The organism is Duganella sp. Root1480D1 (genome assembly GCF_001427305.1).
Taxonomy (GTDB): Bacteria; Pseudomonadota; Gammaproteobacteria; order Burkholderiales; family Burkholderiaceae_D; genus Rugamonas.
The window spans coordinates 118,582-141,929 of sequence record NZ_LMFZ01000048.1; the positions used below are offsets into that span (position 1 = coordinate 118,582).

19 protein-coding genes are annotated in these 23,348 nt (G+C 62.4%); 11 read left to right on the forward strand and 8 right to left on the reverse strand.

Annotated features, from left to right (window positions below; translation table 11 throughout):
* Positions 1 to 70: 70 nt before the first annotated feature.
* Entirely contained in the window at positions 71 to 622 is a 552-nt protein-coding gene (locus ASD58_RS26995; protein WP_057265035.1) for a thymidine kinase, read from the forward strand.
* Positions 623 to 1,141, forward strand: coding sequence for a hypothetical protein (locus ASD58_RS27000; protein ID WP_057265037.1), 519 nt, complete (start codon positions 623 to 625; stop codon positions 1,139 to 1,141). It abuts the gene before it with no gap.
* Here the strand turns inward: ASD58_RS27000 and ASD58_RS27005 are convergent.
* Positions 1,059 to 3,065 carry a methyl-accepting chemotaxis protein gene (locus ASD58_RS27005; protein WP_057265038.1) on the reverse strand — a complete coding sequence of 669 codons (2,007 nt, stop codon included), beginning with the start codon at positions 3,063 to 3,065 and terminating at the stop codon, positions 1,059 to 1,061. The genes ASD58_RS27000 and ASD58_RS27005 overlap by 83 nt on opposite strands.
* Before the next feature lie 247 nt (positions 3,066 to 3,312).
* On the opposite strand from ASD58_RS27005, the gene ASD58_RS27010 reads away from it, so the two are divergent.
* From ASD58_RS27010 to ASD58_RS27020, 4 genes are all read left to right on the forward strand, one after another.
* Positions 3,313 to 5,559: a carboxy terminal-processing peptidase gene (locus ASD58_RS27010; protein ID WP_057265040.1), complete on the forward strand. Its 2,247-nt coding sequence runs from the start codon at positions 3,313 to 3,315 to the stop codon at positions 5,557 to 5,559.
* Between the two features lie 255 nt (positions 5,560 to 5,814).
* A complete protein-coding gene (locus ASD58_RS32405) occupies positions 5,815 to 6,084 on the forward strand; it encodes a hypothetical protein (protein ID WP_082565709.1) in 270 nt (89 codons plus the stop codon).
* Positions 6,085 to 6,086: 2 nt separating this feature from the next.
* Positions 6,087 to 6,611 (forward strand): AlpA family transcriptional regulator, encoded by a 525-nt coding sequence (locus ASD58_RS27015; protein ID WP_057265042.1) that lies wholly within the window; start codon positions 6,087 to 6,089, stop codon positions 6,609 to 6,611.
* Between the two features lie 90 nt (positions 6,612 to 6,701).
* On the forward strand, positions 6,702 to 8,873 hold the full coding sequence (locus ASD58_RS27020) for an NHL repeat-containing protein (RefSeq protein ID WP_229210121.1): 2,172 nt from the start codon (positions 6,702 to 6,704) through the stop codon (positions 8,871 to 8,873).
* A 75-nt stretch (positions 8,874 to 8,948) separates the two neighbouring features.
* Here the strand turns inward: ASD58_RS27020 and ASD58_RS27025 are convergent, their stop codons facing one another.
* Positions 8,949 to 9,791 (reverse strand): GIN domain-containing protein, encoded by an 843-nt coding sequence (locus tag ASD58_RS27025; RefSeq protein ID WP_057265046.1) that lies wholly within the window; start codon positions 9,789 to 9,791, stop codon positions 8,949 to 8,951.
* A 337-nt stretch (positions 9,792 to 10,128) separates the two neighbouring features.
* Between ASD58_RS27025 and ASD58_RS31725 the strand changes: the two genes are divergently transcribed.
* The 5 genes from ASD58_RS31725 to ASD58_RS27050 all read left to right on the forward strand — a co-directional run bounded on the left by ASD58_RS31725 (position 10,129) and on the right by ASD58_RS27050 (position 14,319).
* Positions 10,129 to 10,749: a PEP-CTERM sorting domain-containing protein gene (locus ASD58_RS31725; RefSeq protein WP_057265048.1), complete on the forward strand. Its 621-nt coding sequence runs from the start codon at positions 10,129 to 10,131 to the stop codon at positions 10,747 to 10,749.
* 90 nt (positions 10,750 to 10,839) lie between these two features.
* Positions 10,840 to 11,481: a PEP-CTERM sorting domain-containing protein gene (locus ASD58_RS32010; RefSeq protein ID WP_057265050.1), complete on the forward strand. Its 642-nt coding sequence runs from the start codon at positions 10,840 to 10,842 to the stop codon at positions 11,479 to 11,481.
* Between the two features lie 54 nt (positions 11,482 to 11,535).
* Positions 11,536 to 12,726 carry an acyl-CoA dehydrogenase family protein gene (locus tag ASD58_RS27040; RefSeq protein WP_057265052.1) on the forward strand — a complete coding sequence of 397 codons (1,191 nt, stop codon included), beginning with the start codon at positions 11,536 to 11,538 and terminating at the stop codon, positions 12,724 to 12,726.
* A gap of 10 nt (positions 12,727 to 12,736) precedes the next feature.
* On the forward strand, positions 12,737 to 13,861 hold the full coding sequence (locus tag ASD58_RS27045) for an acyl-CoA dehydrogenase family protein (protein WP_057265054.1): 1,125 nt from the start codon (positions 12,737 to 12,739) through the stop codon (positions 13,859 to 13,861).
* Positions 13,861 to 14,319 carry a MaoC family dehydratase gene (locus tag ASD58_RS27050; protein ID WP_057265056.1) on the forward strand — a complete coding sequence of 153 codons (459 nt, stop codon included), beginning with the start codon at positions 13,861 to 13,863 and terminating at the stop codon, positions 14,317 to 14,319. The genes ASD58_RS27045 and ASD58_RS27050 overlap by 1 nt, the downstream gene beginning before the upstream one ends.
* Here ASD58_RS27050 and ASD58_RS27055 read toward each other — a convergent pair.
* The 6 genes from ASD58_RS27055 to ASD58_RS27080 are packed head-to-tail and all read right to left on the reverse strand — an operon-like array spanning position 14,310 to position 23,328.
* The gene (locus ASD58_RS27055) at positions 14,310 to 15,239 is read right to left on the reverse strand and encodes a diguanylate cyclase domain-containing protein (protein WP_057265058.1); all 930 of its coding nucleotides are present in this window, start codon (positions 15,237 to 15,239) and stop codon (positions 14,310 to 14,312) included. The genes ASD58_RS27050 and ASD58_RS27055 overlap by 10 nt on opposite strands.
* Positions 15,236 to 19,669, reverse strand: a complete 4,434-nt coding sequence (locus ASD58_RS27060; protein WP_057265060.1) for a PAS domain-containing protein — start codon at positions 19,667 to 19,669, stop codon at positions 15,236 to 15,238. Before ASD58_RS27060 ends, ASD58_RS27055 begins: the two co-directional genes overlap by 4 nt.
* Positions 19,670 to 19,710: 41 nt before the next feature.
* Positions 19,711 to 20,943 carry an acyl-CoA dehydrogenase family protein gene (locus tag ASD58_RS27065; RefSeq protein WP_057265062.1) on the reverse strand — a complete coding sequence of 411 codons (1,233 nt, stop codon included), beginning with the start codon at positions 20,941 to 20,943 and terminating at the stop codon, positions 19,711 to 19,713.
* 9 nt (positions 20,944 to 20,952) lie between these two features.
* A complete protein-coding gene (locus tag ASD58_RS27070; protein WP_057265064.1) occupies positions 20,953 to 22,023 on the reverse strand; it encodes a phosphotransferase in 1,071 nt (356 codons plus the stop codon).
* A 24-nt stretch (positions 22,024 to 22,047) separates the two neighbouring features.
* Positions 22,048 to 22,773 (reverse strand): histidine phosphatase family protein, encoded by a 726-nt coding sequence (locus ASD58_RS27075; protein WP_057265066.1) that lies wholly within the window; start codon positions 22,771 to 22,773, stop codon positions 22,048 to 22,050.
* Positions 22,774 to 22,779: 6 nt separating this feature from the next.
* The gene (locus ASD58_RS27080) at positions 22,780 to 23,328 is read right to left on the reverse strand and encodes a prepilin-type N-terminal cleavage/methylation domain-containing protein (protein ID WP_229210122.1); all 549 of its coding nucleotides are present in this window, start codon (positions 23,326 to 23,328) and stop codon (positions 22,780 to 22,782) included.
* Between the last annotated feature and the right edge of the window lie 20 nt (positions 23,329 to 23,348).

A 23,348-nucleotide genomic window follows, 5' to 3' on the forward strand; every position in this document is an offset into this window, starting at 1 on the left:
AGCTTATACCTTTTTTGGTGGATGGCGGCTCGCGTATAATCCTGCAGCGACTTTTAAATTAATTTCCACCGTGGCAAAACTCTACTTCCGCTATTCTGCGATGAACGCAGGCAAATCGACCTCCATGCTGCAGGTCGCCCATAACTACGAAGAGCAGGGCCTGATCGTGCGCCTGTTCACCGCGGCTATCGATGACCGCTATGGCGTGGGCAAGGTGACGTCCCGCCTGGGACCGCAGCGCGAAGTCGAGCTGTTCTCCTCCGAAACCAGCTTCCTGCAGGATATGCAGAAGGTCGCTTGCGTGCTGGTGGACGAGGCGCAGTTCCTGTCGCCGGAGCAGGTCAAGCAGCTGCACCAACTGGCGCAGGCCAAGGGCGTGCCGGTGATCTGCTACGGCTTGCGCAGCGACTTCCGCGGCGAGCCGTTCCCAGGTTCGGCCTACCTGCTCGCGCTGGCCGACGACATCGAAGAAATCAAGAATATCTGCACCTGCGGCAAAAAAGCCACGATGAATATCCGGGTGGACGAGAAGGGTGAGCGTATTCGCGAGGGCGAGCAAATCAGCATTGGCGGCAACGAGGCCTACCGCCAGGCTTGCGGCCGTTGTTTCTACACGGGCTAATTGGATAAACTGTTTTACCTGACGCCGTCGCTATGCCTGGCGGTGGCAATCTGGGTGCTGTCGCGGCGCTATGTGGTATTCACGCTGCTGCAGCTTCCTGGCACCTTGTGTCATGAACTGGCTCATTTCCTGACTGGGCTGCTCACGCTTGCGCGGCCGGTTTCAATGTCGATCGTTCCGCGCCGCGAGGGCAAAGGGTACCGCTTGGGGGAGGTCCAGCTCGCCAACGCCAGCTGGTACAACTCCGCGCTGACCGCGCTGGCGCCGATGCTGCTGGTATTGATCCCGTGGTGGATTGCGGTGCTGCGCACGCGCGGCGCGTGGCACTTTACGCCCCTGGACGCCGGCCTGGCTTTCCTGATCGCGCCGCAGTTCCTGGCCTGCTGGCCGTCTGCGGCGGACTGGAAACTGGCCATGCGTTCATGGCCATTGGCGATTATTGCAGGCGCAGGGTGGTACGTCTGGATGACATACCCCGGGCTGCATTCGTGGCTGTCGTGGCATTGGCCGGCAGCTTGAAGGCGCGCACTTCGCGCGCCAGCGCTTCCGCCTGGTCCTGCATGGCTGCCGCCGCAGCCGCAGCTTCCTCGACGAGGGCGGCATTCTGTTGCGTCACCTGGTCCATCTGGCCGATAGCCTGGTTGACCTGGTCGATGCCCGCACGCTGCTCTTCGCTGGCGGCGCTGATTTCACCCATGATGTCGGTCACGCGGCCGACGCTGTTGACCACTTCTTCCATCGTCGCGCCGGCCAGTTCGACCAGCCTGGCGCCGGCTTCGACCTCGCCGGTGGAGTTGGCGATCAGGCCTTTGATCTCCTGCGCTGCCGCGGCACTGCGCTGGGCCAGGTTGCGTACTTCGGTGGCCACCACTGCAAAGCCGCGGCCTTGTTCGCCGGCGCGCGCCGCCTCGACTGCCGCATTCAAGGCCAGGATATTGGTCTGGAAGGCGATGCCGTCGATGACCGAGATAATGTCTTCGATCTTGCGCGAAGCTTGGTTGATGGCGCCCATCTTTTCAACCACTTGCGCCACCTGGGCGCCACCGCGCGAGGCCACGTCCGATGCTTCGCGCGCCAGCGCGTTGGCCTGGCGCGCGTTGTCGGCGTTCTGGCGCACGGTGGAAGTCAGTTCTTCCATCGATGCTGCGGTTTCTTCCAGGCTGGAGGCCTGCTGCTCGGTGCGGGCCGACAAATCCTGGTTGCCGGCCGCGATTTCCGACGATGCGGTGGCGATCTGGTCGGCGCCTTCCCGCACGCCGCCAACCACATTGGCCAGGCGTTCGCTGATGCCGTTCATGGCGCCCAGCACCTTGCCGATTTCATCGCCGGTGGTAACGTCAAGGCGCACGGTCAGGTCGCCGCCGGCAATACGGCCGGCGGCATCCTGTACCTGCACCAGCGGGCGGGTCACGATGGCGCGCACCAGCAGCAACAGGCTGGCGGCGAAGGAGAGCAGGGCGACGATGCCGCAAACCGCATAACGGTTGCGCGCGGTAACGGCGTCCCTGGTGATTTCATGGACGTAGGTGCCGCCGGCGACAATCCATTTCCAGTCGTTGAAATGGCGGTACACCAGCAGTTTTTCCTGAGCGGCGGCTTTGCTGTCGGCATCGGCCCACATGTAGCGGATCTCGCCCGTTTTCTTCTCCAGCATCTCCTGGATGAAGGACTTGCCGTTGCTGTCCTTCGAATCGAGCATCGAAGCGCCTTCCTTGGATGGGTGGACCAGCAGCGTGCCGTAATCCTTGCCTGCAGCAGCATTCAGCACGTAGACATAGCCGGTTTCACCAATGCGTATCCCCTTGATCTTCTCTTTCAGGGCGGCGATGTTCTTACTGATATCGAGGCCGATGAACAGCACGCCAACCACCTTGCCTGAGGCATCCTTGACCGGGTCGTACTGGGTGATGTAGGGCTTGCCGAACAACTGGGCCAGGCCGGTGTAGGAACGGCCTTCGCGCAGCAGGGCGTAGCTTGGGTTGTTGTGATCGAGCTTGGTGCCCACTGCGCGCTGTCCGTCTTCCTTCTTGACCGAGGTGGTCACCCTTACGAAATCCGCGCCATCGGCGGCGAAGATGGTGGCAATGGCGCCAGTCTGCGTGGTGAAGTCGTCGGGGATGCTGAAGTCGTTGTTGACGGCCTTGCCGTTGGCGGACAGTTGGCTGCCATCGAGCGCGAAGGGGCCGGGCACGTGGGCCGCAAACTGGCGCGCATAGTTGCCGGCATCGTTCACCATGGCTGCATTGAACACGTCCAGCATGTTCGCCACGCCATTCAGGTCCGCCGCGACCTGGTCGCGGGCGCGTTGCTCCAGCATGGTGGTGCTGTTCCAGTTGATGAAGGCGATAAGTAGCGCTAACAGCGTGCTGACAAGGACAAAGGTGAAGGCGGCAATCTTGGTGCCGACGCTCCAGCTGCGCGCAGGGGACTTTGGATGGGCCATGGTTTCTTGATCTTTTCGGGGAAGGGCCGATATGATAACTCGTTGCCGCATGGAAATTCCACTTGTTACAAAATGTTTCTCAGTAAATTCAATGACTTAGCGTAAACCTTGCCAGGAAGCTCAGCCTTCAGTCTGGCTTAAGTGAAGCGCAGCACACTGGCCATCATCCCCTCTCCTATAGAGTGTCCTATCCTGTAGAATGGGATTAGCACTATCCTTATAGAATCACTACGTTCGGAGCAAGCCGATGAAGAAGCACACCCTGTTGGCCACCATGTCCCTGGCACTGATCACCGCTTACGCAAGCGCGGCCCAGGCAGACAAGGCGACAGATGTAACCGTCAAGCCTGCAGCACAGCAGACCCAGGCCGCCCTGTGGGCGTCCCGCGTGCTGTCGCGCTACCATTACAAGGCCATGCCGCTGGACGATGCGATGTCGGAGAAGATCTTCGACCGCTACTTCAAATCGCTCGACGGCGAAAAATTGTTCTTTACCCAGGCCGATATCGATTCCTTCAATAAGGAAAAGTCCCGCCTGGACGACGCGATCACCAGCGAAAACCTGCAAACGCCTTTCGCCATCTACAACCTGTACCTGCAGCGCTTCACCGATCGCATGGCCTATGCCCGCGAGCTGCTGAAATCCAAATTCGACTTCGCGCAGGACGAGAGCTACCAGTTCGACCGCGAGAAGGCGGAATGGCCGAAGTCCGAAGCCGAGGTGAAAGACCTGTGGCGCAAGCGCGTGAAGAATGACTGGCTGCGCTTGAAGCTGGCCGGCAAGGACGACAAGGCGATCCGCGAAACCCTGGACAAGCGCTACGAAAACTACGTGACCCGCTCGCGCAAGCTGAATAGCGAGGACGTGTTCCAGATCTTCATGAATGCCTATGCCATGTCGATCGAGCCGCACACCAATTACCTGGGCCCGCGCGCTTCGGAGAACTTCGACATCGCCATGCGCCTGTCGCTGGAAGGCATTGGCGCCGTGCTGCAGAACCGCGACGAATACACCGTGATCCGCGAAATCGTGCCGGGCAGCCCGGCCGGCCTGTCCAACAAGCTGAAGGTGGGCGACCGCATCGTCGGCGTGGCGCAGGGCGAATCCGAAAAGTACACCGACGTGCTGGGCTGGCGCATCGACGACGTGGTGCAGTTGATCCGCGGTCCGAAAGATTCGACCGTCAAGCTGCAGGTGCTGGGCGCCGATGCCGGCCCGGACGGCAAGCCGATCATACTGTCGCTGGTGCGCAAGAAAATCAGCATGGAAGAACAGTCGGCCAAGCGCTCGATCCTGGAAGTCAAGGACGGCGCCGTGAAGCGCCGTATCGGCGTGATCTCGCTGCCGACCTTCTACCAGGACTGGGATGCGCGCCGCAAGGGCGACAAGGACTACAAGAGCGCCACGCGCGACGTAGCCCGCTTGCTGGGTGAGCTGAAGAAAGAGAAGGTCGACAACGTGCTGATCGACCTGCGCAACAACGGCGGCGGTTCGCTGACCGAGGCGGTCGAGCTGACCGGCCTGTTCATCGATCGCGGCCCGGTGGTGCAGCAGCGTAATGCCGAAGGCCGCGTGGAAGTGGAAGCGGACAACGTGCCGGGCCTGTCGTGGGACGGTCCGGTCGGTGTGCTGATCAACCGTGGATCGGCATCGGCTTCCGAGATCTTCGCAGCGGCGATCCAGGATTACGGTCGTGGCCTGGTGATCGGCGAGCCTAGCTTCGGCAAGGGCACCGTGCAGACCCTGGTCAACCTGGACCGCTTTGGCCAGAGCGACAAGACTCGCTTCGGTGAACTGAAGATGACCATTGCCCAGTTCTTCCGCATCAATGGCGGCACCACCCAGCTGCGCGGCGTTACGCCGGACATCAAGCTGGCCTCCACCAGCGATGCCGACAACTTTGGCGAATCGAGCTACGACAATGCGCTGCCATACACCCAGATCAAGCCTGCGGTGTACATTCCGGCCGGCGAGTTGAAGGAAATCGTGCCGATCCTGGACAAGAAGCATGAGGCACGCGTTGCCAAGGATAAGGACTACCAATACCTGCTGGACGACATCAGCTACGTCAAAAAGCAGCGCCAGGACAATGTGGTCTCCCTGAATGAAGCCGTGCGCCGCAAGGAGCGCGACCAGCAGGAAGCCCGCGCCAAGCTGCGCGAACAGCGCCTGGCCGCCGGCCCGTCGCCGGATGATCCTATCCTGGTGCCGGACCCGAAAGACGCGCTGAACAAGGCAATTGCCGCCAAACCTGCCAACCCGCGCGCCGCCCAGCGCCAGGCCAACCAGGTACGTGGCGCGATCCGCACCGACGATGGCTTGCAGGCGGATGAACGTTCCCTGTCTGCTGAACTGGATGCCGAAAAGGCCGCCAAGAATGCCAAGGACGTACTGCTGAACGAGGCAGTCCACATCCTGGCCGACGAGGTAAGCGTGCTGCGCACCGATACCCGCCTGGCCAGCCGTGTGCTGCCTTACGTCAGCGACAAGTGATATAGCGGTTGGTTATATCTAGTATTACTACAATAAAGTAGACAGATATACCGCGCCGCAGCATACTTACACCTGTCTCCTCTATTCTCCTCCAAGGAAATAGACTTCAGCCCGCTCTTGAGCGGGCTTTTTTTTTCTTAAGCCATCTGGTGGGGCAGAGTTAAACTTTGCTCGGCATCCGTAGAATTTCCCGGAATCCGTCTTTGGTTGTCACTTGACAACCGCTGTGGATATTTCTAGAATCGGAGACTAGAGATGGCTCGCCGGAACCACCCAAACAAAGAGGTCGAGGAAGCACTTAAACACGCGGAGGAACTGGGGTGGCGTGTTGAAGTTGGCGGAAGTCACGCTTGGGGGAAACTATACTGCCCTTACAACGACGACGAATGCCGCTGCGGAGAGTTCTGCATCACGTCGATCTGGAGTACTCCCAAGAACCCGGGGAATCACGCCCGTGCCATTAAGCGAGTAGTTGGAAATTGCACGACTCGCAAAAAGCAAAATGAGGATTCCGCAAAGGAATAATCATGGAATTTACCTTTAAACTCAAATATCAATTAACGTCAGATGACTCGAATCATGACGAACTCATCGAACGGCTTGGTGAGGCCGGCTGCGACGACGCGTTGATTGGTATTGGACAGCCCGGTCGAGTCGCGCTGGAATTTACGCGAGAAGCAGAGAGCGCATTTGCTGCGTTGATTAGCGCGTTAGCAGATGTAAAGCGAGCAGTGCCCGCTGCAAAGCTGATCGAAGTTGGCCCAGACCTCGTAGGTTTGACGGACGTTGCTGATTTCGTCGGGGTCACCCGCCAAAACATACGCAAGCTTGCTGTCACAAATTCGACAAGCTTTCCCACCCCAGTCCACGAAGGTAGCTCCTCACTTTGGCATTTGGCCGATGTGCTTGGATGGCTAATGAAGAAGGGGACATACAAACTGGCGCCAGGCACGATCGAAATTGCTAAGACCGCCAAGCAATTGAACATTGCCAGGCAAGTCTTGCATCTTGAGCAAAACATCTCGGATGAGTTGCGGATGCTGATTGCCTAGTTCGGTTTATCGTTACCCCTATGCGTCCCACAGGACGGTAAAATCCTGTCCGTGCATACATCTATCAAATTGACCGTTATTGGAGCTGCGGTGCTGGCGATTGCCGGCGGGGGCAGCTATTTCTACTATTCTTCGCCGGAGACCAGTGTGGCACCGCGTTTGCCGGAGCTGGTCAAGCGCGGGCCGGTGCCTACTGAGCGGGCGTGGCCGGCGCGGCTGGAGACTTTGCTGGAGGGCGGGCTGGCGGATCCATACGGCGTGGCTGCCGACAAGCAGGGCAATGTCTACTACTCCGATGGCGGCGAAAAGAATACGGTATCGGTGCTGGCGCCGGATGGCAGGGTGCATGTGCTGGCTGGAGGGATCGAGGGCTACCGCGAGGGCATCGGCGCGGCCGCCGCCTTCAACACACCTTCCGGCATCGCTTTGGACAAGCAAGGCAATGTCTACGTCGCCGATACAGGCAACCATGCCATCCGCAAGATTGCCGCGGATGGCACGGTGTCGACCCTGGCCGGCAATGGCGTTGCCGGTTTCGCGGACGGGCAGGGCGCACAGGCGCAATTCAATGGGCCCGTGGCCGTGGCGGTCGATGAGGCGGGTGTGGTGTACGTCGCCGATACCTATAATGACCGGATACGCAAGATCGCTCCCGATGGAACCGTGACCACGCTGGCAGGCAGTGGAAAGCCAGGCTTCATGGACGGCATCGGCGAGGCCGCGCAGTTCGATACGCCATGCGGCATTGTCGTCGGCAAGGACGGCATCTATATTGCCGACACCAGCAACGACGCCGTGCGCCGCATTAATGCGGACGGTTCGGTAGTGACCCTTGCCGTAGCGCCCGAACTGGAAAAAGAGCCGCTCCTGCGCCGTCCGATGGCGCTGGCGGTGACGCATGATGGTTTTATCTACGTGGCCGTATCGTCCCGCGGCCGTCTGCTGCAACTGGCGCCGGATGGCAGCCTGGCTGGAATGCCTGATGCTGCGCGGCCCGCCGACCCCGCAACGGGCATCGATGGCAATATCCAGGTCTACGGACCGCGAGGACTTGCGCTGGCATCGAACGGCACGCTGATCCTCTCCGACGGCGCTGCACAGCGCCTGCATCGCGTGGTGCACGCCAGTGCGGGCCAGACTCCGGCCATGGCGCAGCCAACGGCAGTTAACGGTTCCGCACCCGGAGTCACGGCGCCATTGATCGCCACCGCGCACGCAGCGGAGAAGGCGCCGGTGGCCGGCGCGCCGGCGCTCGCCCCAAGCGAAATCATGACCCTACGCACCCAAGGTGCGATGCCCTGGCCCGTCCTGCCGCAAAACCAGCCGCACGAAGTGGTTGGCCTGATGGGGGAGGTGAGGGGAAGCTACGACGGCGACAGTCGCCACCACTTCCACGCCGGTCTGGACGTGCAGGCCGATGTCGGCAGCTCCGTGCACGTGGTGGAAAAGGCCAAGGTCAGCGACCCGCTTCCCAACTGGGCGTTTGCTTCGCTGGGCGAAGGCATCAACCTCGGCACGACCAGCTACATCCACATGAAGGTTGGCCGGGACAAGAAGAACCGGGCGCTGGACGAGCGCTTCCAACTCCTGTTGAACGACAAAGGCAAGCCTGAGCGCGTGCGCGTTCGCCGTGGCACGCGCTTTTATGTAGGCGAACAACTGGGGGTGGTGAACCAGATGGCCCACGTCCACCTCAACCTGTACGACCGCGGCCGCGTGGTGAACCCGCTTGCGTTGCCATTCCCCGGCCTGCGCGATAGCATTGCACCGGTGATCCAGGGCATCACCCTGTACGACGCCAACGACAAGCGCTTGCCGGGCAAGAAAGGCAAGCGCCTGGAAGTGTCGCGCAGCCTGGGGGAAGTGAACGTGGTGGTCGACGCTTTCGACCAGATGGACGGCAACCTTGCGCGGCGCCGCCTCGGCTTATACAAGCTTGGCTACCAGTTGCTGCAAGCGGACGGCACGCCACTGGCGGGCTACGAAAAGCCTCGCATCATGCAAACCTATGACGAGCTGCCAAAACAGCGCGAAGCGGTGAAAGTGGTGTACTCCGCCGATAGCGGCATTACCGTCTATGGCAGCAAGTCCACGCGCTTCACCTACTCACTGTTAAGCCACCTGTCGCAAGGCGAAGTCACGCCCGGCCGCTGGCAGGTCAGCGAGCTCGCGCCGGGCGACTACACCTTGCGCATTTACGCGGCAGACTACGCCGGCAATACCGCCGCAACCGGCCGCGACCTCGCACTGACGATCAACTAACAAGTCGGGGTCAGCTCCGGCAATCGGACATTCGCTGCGCGAATGTCCGATTGCCGGAGCTGACCCCGACTTTCATTATTGGATCGAGGTGTTGCGGCCGTACAGGCTGCGTTGCGATGGGTTGCCGGTAACGGCGATGCGTCCGGAGCCGTTGGCGCGGGCTTCGACCTTGTGCTGCACCCACGCTTGTACGCCACCGGAGCCGTTGCTGGTGATATTGGCTTCATCGGCGCGCAGGTCGTTCAGTTGCGCGCTGCCCGAGCCTTGCACCTGCACATCGAGCGTGTGCACGATGCCGCGGGCGTAGAAGCTGCCGGAGCCCGAAGACGATACGCGCAGCGAATCGCCGCGTACCGAGCCGATATTCACGCGGCCAGAGCCCACCATGTCCACTGCGGCGGATTTGCTTTCCAGCCCGTCCCCATACAATTGGCCCGAGCCAGCGTGGTGCACGTCAAGGCGGTCCACGTGGCCGCGCAGTTCGAGGTAGCTGGACCCAGTGTGGGAAACGCTTAGCGGACCGCCTGCCAGGCCTTGCACGTCCGTGCGCACGGAGCCGTTCGACTCCAGGTTGTCCAGCCGCTGTACCGTGTAGCGCACATGGATCGGTGTGCGGCTTTCGATGCGTTCGTCGGTCCACACGCGCAGCGTATCGCCGCGCACTTCAGTATGCACCAGCGGCACCAGGTTGTTGTCGCCCTCGATGACCAGCGATGGCGCGCCCCCTACCTTGACCTCAACGTCCATGTCGACACGATGGCGGTTTTCGATGCGCAATCCAGTGGCGCTGGCGATGCTGCGGGTCTCGGTGGTAGTGGTTCCATTGCCCTTGACGTAGTCGCCGCTGTCATTCAACACCACCACGCAGCCGGCCAGGCTGAGTGAGATCAGGGCAGCGAGAGTAAGCTTGGTGTGCATGTTGTGTCCTTGTTGTGCGGGCTGTGGGATGTGAGCATCCTAGCGGCCCACGCCCAAGCGTATGGCAGGAATGCGACGAAATGCAGAAATTGGGTGCTGGGTTGTAAAAATTGATAAGATGAAAGTGTCGGCTTCGTGCCGGCCCGGCAGCTCCGCTGCTGAGAACAATCTAGTTACATACCCCTTATTTACGCCGCGGATAGGCCATCTGCGGCGTTTCTTTTTGCATGGCCGTGCTTTTCCCTCCCTTCCAGGCTTGTGCCCGCACAAACCCGCAACTGCCGGGCTACCTAAGCTGTTGAAAGGTTCGGTCTTTTTCAGAAGGGAGGACGACATCATGTGCGCAATTGCAAGAAAGCTGGCCCTGACCGCCACCAGCCTGGTAATGGCGGCAAGCGCTTTTGGCGCGACGGGCATTGGCAATACATCGGCCGACGATGTCCAGCTCGGTGGTTTCGATGCGGACGCTTTTGTATTTTCCGCAGGCTGGAACCCGCATGCGGGCTTGAACGGCGACACCAGTGGCTTCGGTACCGCCTTCGATGCGTATGGCAGCGGGCCGTGGAGCCTGCTCGATAAATATGACCTGAACGCTGTCTTCGGCGGCGTCGGCGTGCTGCAGTTCGGTTTTGCGATGAGCAGCGGCACGGCGGGCACCTGGTCCGTGCACAACACGGGTGCGGCGAATATGGTGCTTGACCTGGTCTTCGCCATGCATGCGGCAGATGCCGGGGCGGGCTTCCTGTTCGATAACCAGGCCATCAACGCCGGCCAGACCTTGAACGGAACCTGGCGCATCGAATGGTTCACGGGGAATAACAATGCCTATCCGGACTTTTCCAATCTCGCCCTGTTTGCGCGCGATGTGTCCGCGGTGCCCGAGCCGGGCGAATATGGCATGCTGCTCGCGGGCCTTGCAGGGCTTGGTCTCCTTGCCTGGAGGCGCAAGGAACAGTGACTATATTTCGGAAAGGTAATGAACGCCGTCGAGGTCGCTTAACCGCTACAGTGAGGTGGCAGTCTTAACTTCACAAGAAGGGGAATCGGAATGGAACCAATTGCAAAGAAGTTTGCATTGGCTGCCAGCAGCATGCTCCTGGCGGCAAGCGCCTTCGGCGCTACAACCATCGGTAATACCTCTGCAGACGACGTCACGCTCGACGCGCAAAGCGCCGACGCCTTCGTCTTCACTTCAGGCTGGAACCCGCAAGCCGGGCTGAACGGCAACACCAGCGGCATGGGCAGTACTTTCAACAGCTATGGCAGTGGCGACTGGACGTTGCTGGGCAAGCAGGAGGGCGGTTCCAGTACGGGCTTCAGCCTGTACAGCGGGCTGAACTTCAGCTTCGACGTCGGCGACGGCAAGACCGGCACCTGGACCATCGCCAATACCAGCGCGAACCAGAACGTCTCCCTGGACCTGGTGCTGTCGCTCAAGGCTGCCAATGGTGCCGCTGCGTTCCTGTTCGATAACCAGACCATCAACGCTGGCCAGACCCTGAGCGGTACCTGGAATATCGATTGGTTCACCGGCAATAATCAATCGACTCCGGGTTTCTCGAACCTGACCATTTTCGGGCGCGAAATGGATACCATTACTACGCCTGTCCCCGAGCCTGGGGAATACGCCATGCTGCTGGCTGGCCTGGGCCTCATCGGCTTTGTAGCGCGGAGACGCAAAGCGCTGTAGACTCTTTGAAACGGTCGTGCTATTTTGCTGGCGCGACCTTTTCGAGGAGATAGCATGGACCTGAATTACTCTGCCGGGGAAGAAGCCTTCCGCGCCGAAGTGCGTGCTTTCCTGGCAGCGAACCTGCCAGCCGACCTGCAAGCCAAAGTCCGCAAGCACTTGCGCCTGAAGCGCGAAGACTATGTGCTCTGGCATAAGATCGTCGCCAAACAAGGCTGGGCTGCACCGGCCTGGCCAATTGAATTCGGCGGCCCTGGCTGGGATGCTACTCAACGCCACATCTGGGAAGAGGAGTGCGCCATTGCCGGCACCCCGCCCATCCTGCCGTTCGGCGTCAATATGGTGGCGCCGGTCATCATGGCTTTCGGCAGCCCCGAGCAGAAAGCCTATTACCTGCCGCGCATCCTCGATTGCACCGATTGGTGGTGCCAGGGCTATTCCGAGCCGGGCTCCGGCTCCGACCTGGCCTCCTTGAAAACCACGGCAGTGCGCGAGGGCGATCACTACGTCGTCAACGGCCAGAAGACCTGGACCACGCTGGGCCAGCATGCCGACATGATCTTTTGCCTGGTACGCACCGACCAGAACGTGCGCAAGCAGGAGGGTATTTCCTTCCTGCTGATCGACATGAAAACGCCTGGCATTACGGTACGGCCGATCATCATGCTGGATGAAGACCATGAAGTGAATGAAGTCTTCTTCGACAATGTGCGCGTGCCGGTGGCCAACCTGGTCGGCAAGGAGAACAAGGGCTGGACCTATGCCAAGTACCTGCTTGGCCACGAGCGCACCGGCATTGCCGCGGTGGGACGCTCCAAACGCGAACTGCTGTTCCTGAAGAAGGTCGCGAACCAGCAGCAGAAGAACGGCAAGCCCTTGCTGGAGGACCCGCTGTTTGCGGCGCGCGTGGCGAACCTGGAAATCGAGCTGATGGCGCTGGAAGTCACCGTGTTGCGCACCATCGCACAGGAGGCACATGGCCCGGGGCCGCAGGCGTCGGTGCTGAAAGTGCGCGGTTCCGAGATCCAGCAACTGCTGACGGAGCTGATGCTGGAGGCCCTTGGCCCGCAAGCCTTGCCTTTCGATCCCGCTTACCTGGACGGCGAACGCGAACATGCATTGTCAGGCGATGACGATGCGGCGCCGTTGGCGGGATATTACTTCAACTTCCGCAAGACCTCGATCTACGGCGGTTCGAACGAAATCCAGAAGAACATCATCACCCAGATGATCCTGGGGCTTTAAAGGGGGCGGCATGGACTTCACATTCAAGGAAGAGCAACAGCAATTCGCCGATGCACTGCGCCGCTGGATCGACAAGGATTACAGTTTTGAGGCGCGCAAGAAGATCATCCATTCGGAGGCTGGCGTTTCCGAGCAAGCCTGGGCCACGCTGGTGGAACTGGGAATGCTGGCGCTGCCGGTGCCTGAGGAGCAGGGCGGTTTCAATGGCAGTACGGTCGACATGTTGGTCGTGATGCAGGAACTGGGGCGCGGCCTGGTGGTTGAGCCGTACTTCGCCACCGTGCTGGGGGCGCAGTTGCTCAAGCTGGCCGGCGGCCACGAGGGCGCGCTGGAGCGCGTCGCGGCGGGCGAGCTGAAACTGGCATGTGCACTGGGTGAGCAGCAGTCGCGCCACGCGCTGAATGACGTACTGGCAACGGATAGTGCCGGCGCCGGCCGGATTTCCGGCCGCAAGACGGTCGTGCTGCACGGCGGCCAGGCCGGTGCGTTCATCGTGTCTGCACGCAGCAGCGATGGCCAGCGCGCTACCGATGGCATCTCACTATATCTGGTTGCGCGCGATGCTGCAGGCGTGCAGGTCACCGACTATCGAACCATAGACGGCCAGCGCGCCGCGACGATTGAATTCAATGATGCCCAGGGCACGCTGCTTGGCGAGCAGGGCAAAGGCTGGCCGCTGCTGGAAGCTGCCGCCGACTACGGCGCTGCGCTGCTCTGCGCGGAAGCAATTGGCGCCATGGATGCCATTTTTGCCGCCACGCTGGAATACCTGAAAACCCGCCAGCAGTTCGGCGCCCCGATCGGGAAGTTCCAGGCATTGCAGCACCGCATGGCCGACATGTTCATCCACCTTGAGCAGGCGCGTTCGATGGCCATGCTGGCCGCCGTTAAAGTGGGCTCCAGCGACGAGGAAGAACGCCGCCGCGTGGTGTCCGCCGCCAAGGCAAGGGTTGGACAGGCTGCGCGCTTTGTCGGCCAGCAGGCGGTCCAGCTGCACGGCGGGATGGGCGTGACGGACGAACTGCCGGCGGCACACTATTTCAAACGCCTGGCGATGATCGAAGTCACGCTGGGCGATGCAGACCATCACCTGGAGCGCTTTATCGCGCAGCCAGGATTCACGGAGGCGGCTTAATGGCACGATTGGTACGCAACGTAGCAGAACTGGAAGCTTTGGCAGGTCAGGAAGTCGGCGTCTCCGGCTGGGTTGATATCACGCAGGAACGGGTCAACACGTTCGGCGTCTCGACCAACGACGAGCAGTGGATTCACACCGATCCTGCGCGTGCCGCCGCCGAATCGCCCTACGGCGGCACGGTGGCGCATGGCTTCCTGACTTTGTCGCTGTTGCCTGGCCTGCTGCAGGACGCGGTGTTCATGGAAGACATGCGCATGGGCGTCAATTATGGCCTGGACAAGGTGCGCTTCCCGGCGCCGGTGCCGGTCGGCAGCCGCGTGCGCGGCCGTGTGATCCTGCGCAGCATCACGCCCGTCGCGGGCGGCCATCAATTGGCATGGGAAGTGACAGTGGAATGCGAAGGCAGCGAAAAACCTGCCTGCGTGGCCGAATTCCTGATGCGCCGCTACCCCTGATCGCAGTCCTCGACGCAGAAACGGTTGCGGCCATCCTTCTTGGCCCGGTATAGGGCATTGTCGGCGCAGCGTACCAGCGCTTCCGGATCGCTGCCTTTTGCCGGCATCAGCGTGGCGATGCCGAGGCTGACGGTCACCGTATCGCCGGCCGAGGACATGCGGTGCGGGATCGCCAGCGTGCGCACGCTGGCCAGGATGCGTTCGGCCACGGTCTGCGCTCCCGTCTCGTCGACCTGGGGCAGCAGGATCACGAACTCCTCGCCGCCGTAGCGCGCCAGCAGGTCCGGCGAACGGCCGGCGCATTGCAGCATGGTGTCGGCCACTGCTTTCAGGCAGGTGTCGCCGGCCTGGTGACCGTAAGCGTCGTTGTAAAGCTTGAAGTGATCGATGTCGATCATGATGACCGACAGCGGCGCGGCCGAACGGGCGCAACGCCGCCACTCGTTCTGGATCGCGTCGTTGAAGCTGCGCCGGTTGGCAATGCCGGTCAGCGCATCGGTCAGCGTCAATTCACGCATGGAGTCGGACTGGCGCTTCAGCGTAAGATGGGTGCGTACCCGGGCGCGCACCACGGCGACATTGAATGGCTTGGTGATGAAGTCGACCGCACCGGCTTCCAATGCCCGCGTCTCGTCTTCCGGCGTGGTCAGTGCGGTGACGAAGATGATCGGGATATCGCGCACGTCCGACGAGGCGCGCAGGGCGGCGCAGACTTCATAGCCGTCCATGCCCGGCATCACGGCGTCCAGCAAGATCAGGTCGGGCTGGTGCTGGTGGGCCAGTTCCAGCGCCTTCTCGCCATTCATTGCAAACAGCACTTCATGCTCTTCGCCCAGCACGTGGTTGAGGATCTGGATATTCTCCATTGCGTCATCGACGATCAGCAGGCGCCCGTTGCGCGCCTGGTCGGTCCAGGTCATGCGGTTTCCTCCCGCTTCATGATTTCCTGCAGCCGTTGATCTGCGCTGCTGAAGTCGAGCGTTTCGATGGCATTGGCCAGGCCGGGCAGCAGGTCGGGGCAGCGCTGTTCGAGGACGGGGCTGAGCGCCTTGAACGCCGCCAGCGCGCGCATATTGCTGTTCCTGAGCAGCGCCTGCAGGTCAGCCAGGGCTTGCGGCAGGTTGGATACTGCCGCACTGCTGGCGGCCGCGAGTACCGGCAGCGGCAGTTCGCGTGCAGCATTGATGACTACGGCCAGCGCCTGTTCCAGCGACAGCAGCAGGGCGGCGGCCGAGCTGTCCTGCCCTTCCGCCAGGGCGGCTTCGGCCTGGGCGCTAAGACGCGCGACATCGGTTGCGCCAAGGTTGGCTGCCACGCCCTTCAGGCGGTGCAGGACGCGCGTGGCGGCATAGCGTTTATCCTGCGCCAGGCAATCGCGTACTTCCCGCACGGCGTCGCCCTGCGAGTTTTCGAAGCGTTTGAGCAGGCCGGCGAAGGCGGCATAATTGCCTGCCACGCGCCGCAGCGCCGCTTCCAGGTCGATGCCGGGCACCGAGGATGGGCGCCCGTCGCTGCGCGGCTCCCCGCGCGCAAGGGCGGCCTGCCCATTGGCGGCCAGTTCAGGGTGCAGCGGAGCGAGGCGCGTCAGCGTGGCGATCATTTCATCGACGTCGATAGGCTTGGCGATATGCGCGTCCACGCCTGCCTCGATGGCGCGGATGCGGTCTTCCGGCATGACGTTGGCGGTCATGGCGATGATGGGCAGGGTACGCAGGCCCATGGAGCGAATCGACTCGGTGGCGCGGTAGCCGTCCATCACGGGCATCTGCAAGTCCATCAGCACGGCATCAAAGCGCTGCGGGTCGTCGCGCAGCATGTCCAGTGCAATCTCTCCGTTGGACGCCACTTCCACCAGCGCGCCGCAGTGGAGCAGGATGTAGCGCGCCATCTCCTGGTTGATCTCGTTGTCTTCCACCAGCAGCACGTGCATGCCGGCCAGGCTGCCGGAAAGGGCCGCATGGCTGCTGCGGTGCTCGGGCTGGCTGGTGCCGGTGACGGCCGCCAGGACGGCATCGCGCAGGCGCGATGGCGTAAATGGCTTGGCCAGCACGGCGTCGATCTGCAGGCTGTCGGCCAATTGCTGCAAATCGTCGCTGGAACGTTCCGGCGCCATCATCACGACTTTGGGCACGGCCAGGTTTTCGTCGCGCGCCTGGACCAGCATGGCAATGCCGTCGGTGGCCGGCATCGCACTGTCTACCAGCAGCAGGTCATACTGCCGCTGGCGCAGTGCCTGCAGGCAGTCGCCCGCATTGGCGACTGCCGTCATGGTCCATTGCAGGGACTTGCCGGCCCGCTGCAGGGCCTGGCGCACGGTGGCGTTGTCGTCAACGGCCAGCACGGCCAGGCTGCGCAGGCTGGCCGGCGCCTCCGGTTGGCCGATGCCGGCAATACGCTGCAGGGGGCAGGTGAAGCGGAAGGTTGAACCGCGGCCCAGCGTGCTCTCCACCTCGATGACGCCGCCCATCAGGTCCGACAGGCGGCGCGCGATGGCCAGGCCCAGTCCTGTGCCACCGTAGCGGCGGCTGGTGCTGCTGTCGCCCTGCGAGAAGGCGTCGAACATATGGTGCTGCTGTTCGACCGGGATGCCGATGCCGGTGTCGCGCACGGTGAATTCCAGCGTCAGCGAATTGGCGCTGCCTTCGGTTTCGCGCACTGTCAGCACCACTTCGCCGCGCTCGGTGAATTTGATGGCATTGCTCAGGAGGTTCAGCAGTACCTGCTGCAGGCGCATGGCATCGCCTACCATTTCCGGCGGCAGCGCAGGGGCAATATCGAACACCGGTTCCACGTCTTTGTCCCAGGCGCTGTTTGCGACCAGCACGGCGGTCCCGGCCAGCAACTGTTCGAGATTGAAACGGGCCTGTTCGAGCTGAAGCTGTCCTGCCTCGATCTTGGAGAAATCGAGCACGTCATTGACCACGCCCAGCAGGCTTTGCGTTGCAAGCTGGATCTTGCTGACATAGCTGCGCTCGCGCCGTTCCAGCGGCGCTTCTTCCAGCAGGCGGGCCAGGCCGGTGATGGCATTCATCGGCGTGCGGATCTCATGGCTCATATTCGCCACGAATTCGCTTTTGGCCCGGCTGGCCGCTTCGGCGCGGTCGCGTGCCCGCATCAGTTGTTCATTCAGCTCCTGCAATTTCAATTCGCCGCGCTTAAGTTCAGTAACATCGGAGCCTAGGGCATAGAAGCCGCGCACGGCGCCCGATTCGCCGCGGTCGGGAATGAAGTTGATCCATGCATAGCGCGGCTCGCCCGACGGCAGCTCCAGTTCGCGCAGGAAGTGCTGCGGGCTGCCCTCCAGCACGGCATTGATGTGGGGCCGGATCTGCTCCAGCAGCGCGGCCGGCAGCACGCGCTCGATCGGCTCGCCCATGGCCTGTTCCAGCGTCTTGCCGAACCAGGCCAGGAAGTACTTGTTGGCGAAGTGGCAGCGCAGCTCGGCGTCCCAGTAAGCGACCAGGCCCGGCAGGTTCTCCGTCACCGTGTGCAGGAAGCTGGTGCTGCGGGCCAGGCTCAGGGAAGTTTGTTGCAAGGCTTCGTCGGCACGCTTGCGGTCCGTTACATCGAGCGAAATGCCCAGCAGGTGGGTGGCGATGCCTTGCTCGTCGCGCAGGGCCACTTTGCGGGTAGTCAGGTAGCGCATTTCGCCGGCGGCAATGCGTACTGCTTCCTCGGGGATTTCCATCACCTGCTCGGATGCCAGCACCCGGCGGTCCGCTTCCTGGAAAGCCGCAGCCTGCTCGGAAGGGAAGAAGTCGCGGTCGCTCTTGCCGAGCAAGTCCTCGCGCGGGCGCCCGAGCAGCAATTCGCCCTGGCGGTTAAGCAGTTCGAAGCGCAGGTGCTGGGCGTCCTTGACGAAGACCATGGCTGGCATGTTCTCCAGCACGGACTTGAACAGGGTCCTGGACTGGCGCAGCGCCGCTTCGGTCTCCTTCTGCTGGGTGATATCCATCAGGACCGCGGTGATGCCGACCATGGCGCCGTCGGCGCCGAAGACCGGGTAATAGCCGGCGAGGAAGTGGCTGCCGCGGCCGGGCCGTGAAGCGGTACTGCCAGTGATCTCCGTGCTTGGAACGGCCTCGCCGGTCGCCAGCACCTTGCGGTAGGCCTGGTTCACCTGCGCTACCAGGCTGCGATCGCTGATCACTTCATCGAAGCGGCGGCCGATATGGTCGTTGACAGCCATGCCGTTCATCGAGGCCAGGTAATCGTTGATCATCAGGATGCGCAGGCGGGTGTCGACAAAACTCAGGCCGACCGGAGCAGTAGCGTAGATGGTTTCCAGCAGGGCGTTGGAATTTTCCAGTTGCTGCGTGCGTTCCTCGACCACGCGCTCCAGGTCTTGCCGGTGGCGGGTCAGGTCGCGGTCGAGCCGGAGCAGGGTGTCGCCGATCTGGCGCGCCTCCTGGAACGACACGCGCGGCGCTTCAATGGGCGCGCCGCTGCCAATGGCCTGCGCTGGCGCATGCAAGGCTTCGATCGAGTTTGCAATGCGCCGCGCCGCCAAAGCCGCTGCAGCAAAGCCGGCCAGGACCAGTGCCGCCAGCGCGGCGGCAAGGCCAGGGAACAAACCGTCGAAGGCAAGCAGCGTTCCGGGCTCGGGCGTGGCGACGGCCACGCTCCATGGGCTGTCGGCGCCACGCAGGTAGCCTACCTGCAGCGCCAGGCCATGCAAGGCATCGGCCCCGGGCTGGCCACTGGACCGGCCATCGTCATTGCTGCGCGCCGCAACGTTTCCATCGGGCGTCAGGACGGCGATGACGGTGCCGGATGGAAGCTGCATCTCCTCGGCCACCTTGTCCAGCACGTCGCCGGGCAGCAGGACGCTGAGGGCAGCCGGCTGCTTGCCGGGGCGCTGGACCGGCACGTCGATTGCCAGGTGGGCCGGCTCCTTGCCATTCGCCCGCAGCAAGCTGACGGCGGATCGGGCGCTTGGCGACAACCTGATGCGGGCTGCGTTGGCGGCGCGGTCGATCGGCAGGACACTGCCGGCAATGACTTGCGTGGCGCCGTTTTCGGTGAAAAGTACGTGGGAGTGGTAGGGCAAGGTTGGCGGCAGGGCGCCGGCAGCCTGGCTGCGCAGGGCCACCAGGTCGCCACTGCGGGCGCTGGGGCTGCTGGCCAGTGTGATGGCGACTGCTTCCGCCGCCAGCAACTGGCGATCCACGATGGCCGCGGCCGCGCGTTCGATGCGCTGGACCTGCAATTCCGCCCGCCCCAGGTCGCGCTGCTGGAAGTACACCAGCAGCAGCGCCAACGCCAGCAGCGCCGGCGCGGCGCAGGCCGCAGCCATCAGCGCGATCTGCGACCGCAACGGCGGCAAGGGCTTGCTGGATTCGTCCTGCACGGCACATCCTTTCGGAAGAGTGACTGCAGGATGATGATAGCTTAGCTTGACTTGGACGAAAAGCGCGCAATCTCCAGCTTGGCAATGGCGTTGCGGTGCACTTCATCCGGGCCATCGGCCAGGCGCAGCGTGCGGTTGCCTGCCCACTGGTAGGCCAGCGGGAAATCGTCCGATACGCCGGCCGCGCCATGGGCCTGGATGGCCCAATCGAGCACCTGCTGCGCCACATTGGGCGCCAGCACCTTGATCATGGCAATTTCGGACTGGGCGACCTTGTTGCCCACGGTGTCCATCATATAGGCGGCTTTCAGGGTGAGCAGGCGCGCGGTATCAATCCTGATGCGCGCTTCGGCGATGCGTTCGCGCCACACACCCTGGTCGGAAAGACGCTTGCCAAATGCAACCCGTGAGGTCAGGCGCTGCACCATCAGTTCCAGCGCCCGTTCGGCCACGCCGATGGCGCGCATGCAGTGGTGGATGCGGCCCGGTCCCAGGCGGCCCTGAGCGATTTCGAAGCCGCGCCCTTCACCCAGCAGGATATTCGACACCGGCACGCGCACATTCTCGAACACCATTTCGCAGTGGCCGTGCGGCGCATCGTCGTAGCCGAACACCGGCAAAGGACGCAGCACGGTCAGTCCGGTCGCATCGGCCGGCACCAGGATCATCGATTGCTGCGCGTGGCGTGGCGCTTCGAAGTCGGTCTTGCCCATGGCGATATAGACCTGGCAGCGCGGATCGCCGGCGCCGGAAATCCACCACTTGCGGCCATTGATCACGTAGTGGTCGCCATCGCGCTCGATGCGCGTTTCGATATTGGTGGCATCGGACGATGCCACCGCCGGTTCTGTCATCGCAAAGGCCGAGCGGATCTCGCCGCGCAGCAGCGGTTCCAGCCAGCGCTGCTTGTGTTCTTCCGTGCCGTAGCGCTCCAGCGTTTCCATATTGCCGGTGTCCGGCGCAGAGCAGTTGAACACCTCCGCAGCCCAGGGCACGCGGCCCATGATTTCGCACAGCGGCGCGTAATCGAGGTTGCTCAGGCCTTCCGGTGCGCGGCTCGAACGCGGCAGGAACAGGTTCCACAAGCCCTGGTCCCGGGCCAGCGGCTTGAGGCGCTCAATCAGCTCGGTGGGAATCCAGCGGTTGCCTTTCTCGCGGCCGTTGCGCTCCACCTCTTCGTGGAATGCCTTTTCGTTCGGGTAGATGTGCTGGTCCATGAAGGCCAGCAGGCGCGCCTGCAATTCCTTGGTGCGCGCGGAGTAGTCGAAGTCCATGCCGGTTCCTTATTCGATTGACTTGCCCTGGGCGTAAGCCCAACCCATGGCCGCCATCGGGCGCGCCAGCTTGCCCGACTCCAGCGCCTGCGCACTCGAAGCCGTCCCGTCCACATAGCGCTTCATGATGCCCTGCATGATGCTGGCCAGGCGGAACATATTGAAGGCGAGATAGAAGTTGAAGTCTTCCAGGCGGATTGCCTTGCCGGTGCGTTCGGCATAGCGCGCGATGTATTCGCGCTGGGAAGGAATGCCGAGCGCTTCCAGGTCCAGGCCTGCGATGCCGCGGAACTTGCCCGGCTCGATGTGCCAGCTCATGCAGTGGTAGCTGAAGTCCGCAAACGGGTGGCCCAGCGTGGATAGTTCCCAGTCCAGCACCGCCAGGATGCGCGGTTCGGTGGGGTGGAAGATCATGTTGTCCAGGCGGTAGTCGCCGTGCACGATGGCGGTGTCTTCGCCGGGCGGGATATTGGCCGGCAGCCAGGCAATCAACTGGTCCATCGGTTCGATGGTTTCGGTTTCGGAAGCCTTGTATTGCTTGCTCCAGCGTTCGATCTGGCGCTGGAAGTAGTTGCCCGGCTTGCCGTAGTCGCCAAGGCCGATGGCGTTGTAATCGACGCTGTGCAATTGCGCGATGACGCGATTCAGTTCATCGTAGATCGCTGCACGCTCGGACGGTGTCATGCCGGGCAGCGCCTGGTCCCACAGCACCCGGCCTTCGACAAATTGCATGACGTAGAAGGCACGGCCGATAACGTCTTCGTCCATGCACAGGCAGTATTGGCGCGCGGCAGGGAAACCGGCCTTGTACAGCGCATCCATCACGCGGAATTCGCGTTCGATCGCATGGGCGGACGGCAGCAGCTTGGCTGCCGGCGCAGGCTTGGTGCGCAGCACATAATCCTGTCCGCCTATCGACAGCTTGAAGGTGGGATTCGATTGGCCGCCCTTGAACTGCGCGATCTTCAATTCGCCTTGCGGATAATCCTCTACGTGCCGGCGCAGGTATGCGTCCAGTGCGGCCGTGTCGAAACGGTGGCGCTCCGCCACCTCCTTGGTGCCCATGAATTCTTCGAACATAATGCCTCCTTCCGAACGATCGTACTATTTTTGTGGGCGGGAAAGCAAGCGTGATTTGGAATATTCGTTAAACAGCTGTTCCATCGTGGTAGTGCGGGTCGCCGCTTGCAGGGGAGCGGGCGGGGCGTAGTTTGAAAAGCGCACGATCCAGTCATGTCGCTCCTTGCCCACGTCAAGGGCGTTGATGCAGCCGGCGGCCTGCGACAGGTTACCGAGGAACAGGCGCTGGCCGCCGGTCAGGGCATAGGACAGGATGGCGCGATTGACGCCGCCATGCAGTACCAGGAGCACGGTGTCCCAGCCATCGTCGGCAAGCAGATTGGCGATGGCGGGGTGGATGCGGTCCATCAATTCACCCACGGATTCGCCGCCGAGGAAGCGGCGCTGCTCCGGCACCACGCCTTCGAATGCGCCGGTGAAGGCCTCGCGCAGCTTGTCATCCGGGATGCCGGACAGCTTGCCGCCCCGGATTTCGGCCAGTTCCGGCCAGGTTTCGAGCTGGACCTGCTGGCCGGTTTCCGCCAGCACGCGCATCGCGGTTTCCACGGTGCGCGGCAGGCCGGAGACGATGACGCGGTCGAATTGGATGCCGTCGACGGCAAAGGCCTGGCCGGCGGCTGCAGCTTGCGTGCGGCCGGCTTCGTTCAGGGGTACGGCTTCCGGGAGATGGGGTTTGCCGGCTTGGTCGAAGTAGGTGACGCTGCCATGCCGCATCAGGAAGACGCGGCGCCGTTCAGGGTTTGCTGTCATAGGCTCTCAGAAGAAGATTGCTAGGCGCGTGATGATGGTTCCATTATTAGTATAAGGCCCAGTTGCCCGCACGTTGCCGGAATCGGGTTTGCCGTCATCCAGCTTGGCGTCGATCTGCTCTGCAAACGTGTCGGGCAGGTTGTCGAAGCGGATGCCGTTGCCGCCCCGGCCGCCCACCACGTCGTTGTAGATATACACTGCGCCACCCTGGGCGCTGGTCATGAAGTCCGTGGTGCCGTTGTAGGAGCCGGTGATCAGGCCCGCCAGCGCCAGGTGCTGCGGCGCCAGCTGGTATTCCGTGATCTGGCCATCGCCGTTGCCGTTGCCGGCTGCACCGGGGACATGGGTGGTGGCGAGGACATCGTCGCCGGGCAGGGCGCGGAAACGGTCCTGGTAGGCGTTGACTGCCGCCTGCAGGGCGGTGGCCTGCTGGATGATGCTTTTGACCTTGGCGCTGTCGATCAGGGCCTGGCCTTTCAATACGCCGCCGAGCAAGAGGCCGATGATGACCAGGACGATGGCGATTTCAACGAGGGTAAAGCCGCGGTGTTTCATGGCGCTCTCCTTTGCTTGCA